This is a genomic window from Falsiroseomonas oryziterrae, assembly GCF_021864505.1.
In the GTDB taxonomy this organism is placed as follows: Bacteria; Pseudomonadota; Alphaproteobacteria; order Acetobacterales; family Acetobacteraceae; genus Falsiroseomonas; species Falsiroseomonas oryziterrae.
Genome location: NZ_JAKJIB010000229.1, coordinates 1 through 6713 on the forward strand (window position 1 = coordinate 1; position 6713 = coordinate 6713).

At 70.1% G+C, this 6713-nt stretch carries 8 protein-coding genes; 1 reads left to right on the top strand and 7 read right to left on the bottom strand.

Going from position 1 to position 6713, the window contains the following annotated elements; all coding sequences use genetic code 11:
* Positions 1-132 precede the first annotated feature (132 nt).
* Together L2I40_RS16360 and L2I40_RS16365 are read right to left on the bottom strand one after the other, a co-directional pair.
* Positions 133-1224, bottom strand: a complete 1092-nt coding sequence (locus L2I40_RS16360) for a threonine aldolase family protein (RefSeq protein ID WP_456305746.1) — start codon at positions 1222-1224, stop codon at positions 133-135.
* Positions 1225-1291: 67 nt separating this feature from the next.
* Positions 1292-1930: a glutathione S-transferase family protein gene (locus L2I40_RS16365; protein WP_237216261.1), complete on the bottom strand. Its 639-nt coding sequence runs from the start codon at positions 1928-1930 to the stop codon at positions 1292-1294.
* Positions 1931-2155: 225 nt separating this feature from the next.
* Between L2I40_RS16365 and L2I40_RS16370 the strand changes: the two genes are divergently transcribed.
* The gene (locus L2I40_RS16370; protein WP_237216262.1) at positions 2156-2491 is read left to right on the top strand and encodes a phasin family protein; all 336 of its coding nucleotides are present in this window, start codon (positions 2156-2158) and stop codon (positions 2489-2491) included.
* A gap of 44 nt (positions 2492-2535) precedes the next feature.
* Here L2I40_RS16370 and L2I40_RS16375 read toward each other — a convergent pair whose 3' ends face one another.
* From L2I40_RS16375 to L2I40_RS16395, 5 genes are all read right to left on the bottom strand, one after another.
* Positions 2536-3006 carry a type II toxin-antitoxin system RatA family toxin gene (locus tag L2I40_RS16375; protein WP_237216263.1) on the bottom strand — a complete coding sequence of 157 codons (471 nt, stop codon included), beginning with the start codon at positions 3004-3006 and terminating at the stop codon, positions 2536-2538.
* 10 nt (positions 3007-3016) lie between these two features.
* On the bottom strand, positions 3017-3991 hold the full coding sequence (lipA, locus tag L2I40_RS16380) for a lipoyl synthase (RefSeq protein WP_237216264.1): 975 nt from the start codon (positions 3989-3991) through the stop codon (positions 3017-3019).
* A gap of 35 nt (positions 3992-4026) precedes the next feature.
* Entirely contained in the window at positions 4027-5421 is a 1395-nt protein-coding gene (lpdA, locus tag L2I40_RS16385; RefSeq protein ID WP_237216265.1) for a dihydrolipoyl dehydrogenase, read from the bottom strand.
* 5 nt (positions 5422-5426) lie between these two features.
* Positions 5427-5918, bottom strand: coding sequence for a GNAT family N-acetyltransferase (locus L2I40_RS16390; protein WP_237216266.1), 492 nt, complete (start codon positions 5916-5918; stop codon positions 5427-5429).
* A partial coding sequence (locus L2I40_RS16395) for a 2-oxo acid dehydrogenase subunit E2 (protein WP_237216267.1) occupies positions 5919-6713 on the bottom strand: 795 nt, incomplete at its 5' end.

Sequence of the window (6713 nt, forward strand, 5' to 3'; positions counted from 1 at the left end):
CATCTGTTCTTCAGCGCCAGCAAGGAGGGGGCCGAAGTGCCCCCTCCTTGCTGGCGCCAAACTGACGCAGGTCCAGGAGCCTCCAGGCTCCTGGTGGGGGGTGCAGGGGGGCAAAGCCCCCCTGCCCGCGCCTCACCCGCGCGCCAGCGCCGCGCGCATCAGCCCGAGCGTCTCCTCGATCATCGCGGCGGTCACGTCGAGATGCGTGCAGGCCCGGATGCGCCCGCCGAGCATCGAGAGCTGCACGCCCTCCAGCCGCAGCCGCCGCACGAGTTCGGCCGCGCCGACGCCGGTGCCGGCCGGGTCGAAGAAGACGAGGTTCGTGTCCGGCTCCTCGACGCGCATGCCCGGCATCTGCGCCAGCCCGCGCGCCAGTGCCTTGGCGTTCGCATGGTCCTCCGCCAGCCGCTCTACATGGTGGTCGAGCGCGTAGAGGCAGGCCGCCGCGCAGACGCCGCCCTGGCGCATCGCGCCGCCCAGGCGCTGCTTCCAGCGCCAGGCCTCGTCGATGAAGGCGGCGGATCCGCAAAGAACGGCGCCGAGCGGCGCGCCGAGCCCCTTGGTGAAGTCGAGCCAGACGCTGTCGAAGCCCGCCGCCATCTCGGCCGCGGGGACGCCCGCGGCGACGCAGGCATTCATCAGCCGCGCGCCGTCCATGTGGGTCGCCATGCCGTGTTCGCGCGCGATCGCCGCGATCTCGTCCAGCACGCGCTTCGGCCAGACCGCGCCGCCGCCGATGTTGGCAGTCTGCTCCACTTCCACCAGGCGCTGCCGCGGCGTGTGGCGCGACTTCCCGCGGATATGCGCGCGCAACTCGTCGGGCGTGTACATGCCCCGCGCGCCCTTCAGCGGCAGGATCTGGAACCCGCCGAGCGCCGCGTGCGAGCCGCCCTCGCTGGTCAGGATATGCGCCGTCTCATGCGCGAGGATCTCGTCGCCGGGACTGCAATGGACGAGCGTCGCGGCGACGTTGCACATGGTGCCGGTCGGCATGAAGACCGCCGCCTCCTTGCCCATCAGCGCGGCCATGCGATCGCAGAGCGCATGCACGGTCGGGTCGTCGCCATGCTGCTCGTCGCCGACCTCGGCGCGCATCATCGCCTCCTTCATCGCCGGCGTCGGGCGCGTCTGCGTGTCGGAGTAGAGGTTGATGCGGACCGGCGGCAGCTTCGGGTCGGGGCGCTGCGGCGTGTAGCCGGCCATGGCGAGATCGGATGCGGCCAAGGGTCGTCTCCTGGAGGTCCTGCCGCCCTTATCTGCCCTGGGCGGTTCGCGGCCAAGAGGCTGCGGCTCAGTCGGGATCCAGCCGGTGCTTCCGCCAGAGCGGCGCGATGGCGGGTCGCGCGGCGACCGCACGCGCCAGCACCTCGGTGCGCGGCAGGTTGGCCGGCGCCCAGCGTCGTCCGCCCATCCAGCGCGACAGCACGGCCAGGTAGATGTCCGCCACGCTGAACCGGGCACCGAGCAGGAAGGGCGCCGCCGGGTCGCCGGTGAGCCCGGCATGTGCCTCGATCACCCGCAGCGTGTCGCGGCCCATGTCGACCGCGATGTCGCGGATGGCCGGATCGCTGCCGAACCGCTCGGGGTAATCGGCCCGCGTCACATGCGGATAGAACTCGCCGGCCAGCAACGCCATCCAGCGCAGCGCCACGGCGCGCGCCGTCTCCCCGGGCGGCGGCAGCAGCGCGGCCTCCGGATGCAGGTCGGCGACGGTGAGGAGGCAGGCGAGGCTCTCGGTCACCAACGTCCCGTCCGGCAGCACGAGCGTCGGCAGCCGGCCCATCGGGTTGATCGCCCGATACGCAGGCGCGAGCTGGTGATCCCCCTCGAGCGGCACGAGGCGCCATTCCGGAACCTGGCCTGCTTCCGCCAGCGCCATCTCGACCGGCGCGGCGCCGGAGCCGACATCGCCATGCAGCACATAGGTCATCGGTGGAGAGTGCCGCCTCGCGGCAGGGGATGGCCAATGCAAAGGCGTGATGCGTCGCAGCAGCGATGCTCATCGTGGCCCGCGACGACAGCGTATCGTTCTGGGCGCGCCGCGATGCGACATGGATGCCGCAGCCTGCGTCAATATCGCCATATTGTAGCGGGGCGGAGGAACCGCCTACGTCGTTCCTGCCGGCACCAGGCCGGCCAAGGAAGGAGGGTGATCATGAGCCGCATCGAAGCGAAGCCGGCCACGCCGCCGACGTCGAACCAAGCCGCCGCTCCAACCGAGTTCACCACCTGGGTCGCAGGCCCGCTCGCGGCCAATGCCATGCTGGGCGGCATCGCCTCGCAGCTGGCGCAGGAGATGTTGGACTTCGCCGGCCGCCGGATGCGCGCGCAGCTCGACTTCATGGCGGAGGTGCCGCGTTGCGGCGACGTCCCGCAGCTGATCGAGGCGCAGTTCCGCTTCGTGGAGACGGCCACGCGCGACTATGCCGACGAGGTCGGTCACGTTGCCGAGGTCATCCGCAAGGCAACCGCCGCGACCAACGCCAGCTGACGGGAACACTCCGGCGCCGCGATGCAGCGACCGCTGCGCCGGTGCTATGCCTCGCGCGGGGCAGGCGCCGCGGCCGGCGGCGCCGCGCGGCGATACAGGATGTAGGCGCGTCGCTCGAAGGCGCGGACCATCAGGCGCACCGCCTCGTTGAAGACGGTGCCGATCACCGCCTGCAGCAGGCGGGAGCGGAACTCGAAGTCCACGAAGAAATCCACCTCCGTCCCCTGCGGCACCGGGCGGAAGCGCCAGTGGTTGTTCAGGTAACGGAAGGGCCCGTTCAGGTAGCGCACATGGATGTGGTGTGGCCGGTCGAGCGTGACCTGGCTGCGGAAGGTCTCGCGGAACATCTTGAAGCCGATGGTGAGGTCCGCGACGATCTCGGTGTCGGAGCGCGAGACGATGCGCGCGCCGACGCACCAGGGCAGGAACTCCGGATAACGCCGCACATCGGCGACCATGTCGAAGAGCTGCTCGGGCGTGTAGGCGAGCACCTTCTTCTCGGCGTGGGTCGGCATGCGGCTTGTCTCAGGCGGCCCGGAGCGCCGCTTCGCGCGCGGCGCGCAGCGCGGCGAAGTCGCGGTCGGCGTGATAGGAGCTGCGCGTCAGCGGCGTCGCGGAGACCAGCAGGAACCCCTTGCCGCGCGCGACCTTGGCGTAGTCCTCGAACTCCTCCGGCGTCACGAAGCGGTCGACCGCCGCGTGCTTCACCGTGGGCTGCAGGTACTGGCCGATCGTCAGGAAGTCCACCTCGGCGCTGCGCAGGTCGTCCATCACCTGCAGCACCTCGATCCGCTTCTCGCCGAGGCCGACCATCAGGCCGGACTTGGTGAAGATCGAGGGATCGAGTTGCTTCACCCGGTCGAGCAGCCGCAGCGAATGGTAGTAGCGCGCGCCGGGCCGGATCGTCGGATAGAGCGCCGGCACCGTCTCGAGGTTGTGGTTGAAGACGTCGGGCCGAGCCGCGACCACGATCTCCAGCGCGCCGTCCTTGCGCAGGAAATCGGGCGTCAGGATCTCGACCGTCGTGCCTGGCGAGGCATCACGGATCGCGCGGATCGTCTGCGCGAAATGCTCCGCGCCGCCATCGGCCAGGTCGTCGCGGTCCACGGAGGTCACAACGACATGCTGCAGGCCGAGCTTGGCGACCGCATCGCCGACGCGCCGCGGCTCGTCGGCATCGAGCGCCTTCGGGATGCCGGTCGCGACGTTGCAGAAGGAACAGGCCCGCGTGCAGGTCTCGCCCATGATCATCATGGTGGCGTGGCGCTGCGACCAGCACTCCCCGATGTTCGGGCAGGCCGCTTCCTCGCACACCGTGACGAGCCCGTTCGCGCGCATCAGCGCGTGGGTCTCGCGATAGACCGGGCTGGTCGGGGCCTTCACCCGGATCCAGGCGGGCTTGCGCTGGATCGGGTTGTCGGGGCGCCTGGCCTTCTCAGGGTGCCGGTCGGCACCCCGGAGCGGCTCCCGCCGGTGGTCGATTTCGACGCGGGTGGTCATGGGCGGGATGTGGCGCTAACCCCGGACCAGGTCAATCAGATGTGTATGACCCGCCCATAAGCGTCCAGGACCGCCTCGTGCATCGTCTCCGACACGGTCGGGTGCGGGAAGACGGTGTGCATCAGCTCGGCCTCGGTGCTCTCCAGCGTCCGGGCGATGCCATAGCCCTGGATCATCTCGGTCACTTCCGGGCCGACCATGTGGGCGCCGAGCAGCTCGCCGGTCTTGGCGTCGAAGACGGTCTTCACCAGCCCTTCCGGCTCGCCCATCGCGATCGCCTTGCCGTTGCCGATGAAGGGGAAGCGGCCGACGCGGACCTCGTGGCCGAGCTCCTTCGCCTTGGCCTCCGTCAGGCCCACGGAGGCGACCTGCGGGCGGCAATAGGTGCAGCCCGGGATGTTCAGCACGTCCATCGCATGCGGGTGCTTCCCGGCGATGGCCTCGACCGTGATGATCGCCTCGTGGCTCGCCTTGTGCGCCAGCCAGGGCGGGCCGGTCAGGTCGCCGATCGCATAGACGCCCGGCTCGCCGGTGTTGCCGAAGGCGTCGGTGACGACATGGGTGCGGTCCACCTTCACCTTCGTCCCCTCGAGGCCGAGGTCCTCGACATTGCCGACGATGCCGACGGCGGAGATCAGGCGGTCTGCCGTGATCTCCTGCACCTTGCCGTTGGCCTCGATGATGGCGGTGACGCTGTCGGCGCTCTTGCGCACGCCCTGCACGCGCGCGCCGGTCAGCAGCTTCATGCCCTGCTTCGTGAAGGCCTTGGCGACGAAGGCCGAGATCTCCGCGTCCTCCACCGGCAGGATGCGGTCCATCACCTCCACCAGCGTCACCTGCGCGCCCATGTTCAGGTAGAAGCTGGCGAACTCGCTGCCGATCGCGCCCGAGCCCACCACGATCAGCGACTTCGGCATGGCGGTTGGCGTCATCGCCTCGCGGTAGGTCCAGATCAGCTTGCCGTCCGGCTCCATCCCCGGGATCACGCGCGCGCGGGCGCCCGTGGCCAGGATGATGTGCTTCGCGGCGATCTCCGCGACGGGCTTGCCGTCCTTCGTCACGCTCAGCTTGCCGGGGCCGGCGAGCTTCCCGTGCCCGTCGAAAACCGTGACCTTGTTCTTCTTCATCAGGTGCTTCACGCCGCCCGAGAGCTGGCCGGCGACGGCGCGCGAGCGCTTGATCACCTTCTGGAAGTCGAAGCGGATGTTGTCGGCCGCGAAGCCGTAGGCATCGAGCGAGTGCAGCAGGTGGTTGATCTCGCTCGCGCGCAGCAGCGCCTTGGTCGGGATGCAGCCCCAGTTGAGGCAGATGCCGCCGAGATTCTCGCGCTCCACGAGCGCAGTCTTCATGCCGAGTTGGCTCGCGCGGATCGCGGCGACATAGCCGCCGGGCCCGCCGCCCACCACCACGATGTCGAAGCTTTCGGCCATCGTCCTCATCCTTGCCGTGCGGCGAGCGCGGACAGCGCTTCGCCGGTGAGTTGCTGCAGCGTCCAGCCCGGCCGCGGCTTCGCGCCGATGCCGCGGTAGAAGGCGATGGACGGCTCGTTCCAGTCCAGCACGGACCACTCCATCCGCCCGCAGCCCTGCGCCAGCGCGCGCGCCGCAAGGTGGGCGAAGATCGCCCTGCCGATGCCCTTCCCGCGCAGGGCGGGCTCGACGAAGACATCCTCGACGTAGAGCGAGGGCCGCCCGAGGAAGGTCGAGAAGCCGTAGTACCAGACGGCGAAGCCGACCGGCTCGCCGTCCCATTCCGCGATCAGCGCCTCCGCACGCCGCGGCTCCCCGAACAGGAAGCGCGCCAGCGTCGCCTCATCCGCGCGCACCTCATGCGCGAGCCGCTCGTAGTCGGCCAGCGCGCGGATGAAGCGCAGCACGAGGCCGAGATCGTCCGGCCCCGCGTCGCGCAGGCGGAGGCGCTGCGCCATTCAGAGCATCAGCGAAAGCGGCTGCTCGACGATGCGCTTGAACTCGGCGATCCACTCCGCCGCCAGCGCGCCGTCCACGATGCGGTGGTCCACCGAGAGCGTGCAGGTCATCACCGTCGCGATGGCCAGCGCGCCGTCCTTCACCACCGGCCGCTGCTCGCCGGCCGAGACCGCGAGGATGCCGGCCTGCGGCGGGTTGATGATGGCCGCGAAGTCGCGCACGCCGTACATGCCCATGTTGGAGATCGAGAAGCCGCCGCCCTGGAACTCCTCGGGCTTCAGCTTGCCGGCCTTGGCGCGCGCGGCGAGGTCCTTCATCTCGGTGCTGATCGCCGCCAGGCCCTTCTGGTCGGCCTTGCGGATGATCGGCGTGATCAGGCCATCGGGGATGCTGACGGCGACCGAGATGTCGACATCGTCGTAGAGGATCGTCGCCTCGTCGGTCCAGGACGCGTTGACCTTCGGCAGGCGGCGCAGCGTCACCGCGGCCGCCTTGATGATCATGTCGTTGACCGAAAGCTTGAAGGCGCCCGGGCCTTCCTTCGGCGACGCCGCATTGAGCTGCCCGCGCAGCTTGAGCAGCGCATCCAGCTCGATGTCCATCGAGACGTAGAAATGCGGGACGGTCTGCTTCGATTCCGACAGCCGCCGCGCGATGACCTTGCGCATGGTGCTGTGCGGCACCGCCTGGTGCGGCGCCGTGATCGGCGCGGCCGGCGCCTTCGGCGCAGGAGCCGCAGCGGCGGGCGCGGCCTGCGGCGCCGGGGCGGGCTTCGCGGCCGGTCCCTTGGCGAG

Excerpts from the sequence above, each read along its gene's own strand:
- L2I40_RS16365 (WP_237216261.1), bottom strand. The coding sequence starts at position 1,930 with ATGACCTATGTGCTGCATGGCGATGTCGGCTCCGGCGCCGCGCCGGTC.
- L2I40_RS16370 (WP_237216262.1), top strand. The coding sequence starts at position 2,156 with ATGAGCCGCATCGAAGCGAAGCCGGCCACGCCGCCGACGTCGAACCAA.
- L2I40_RS16375 (WP_237216263.1), bottom strand. The coding sequence starts at position 3,006 with ATGCCGACCCACGCCGAGAAGAAGGTGCTCGCCTACACGCCCGAGCAG.
- lipA (WP_237216264.1), bottom strand. The coding sequence starts at position 3,991 with ATGACCACCCGCGTCGAAATCGACCACCGGCGGGAGCCGCTCCGGGGT.
- lpdA (WP_237216265.1), bottom strand. The coding sequence starts at position 5,421 with ATGGCCGAAAGCTTCGACATCGTGGTGGTGGGCGGCGGGCCCGGCGGC.
- L2I40_RS16390 (WP_237216266.1), bottom strand. The coding sequence starts at position 5,918 with ATGGCGCAGCGCCTCCGCCTGCGCGACGCGGGGCCGGACGATCTCGGC.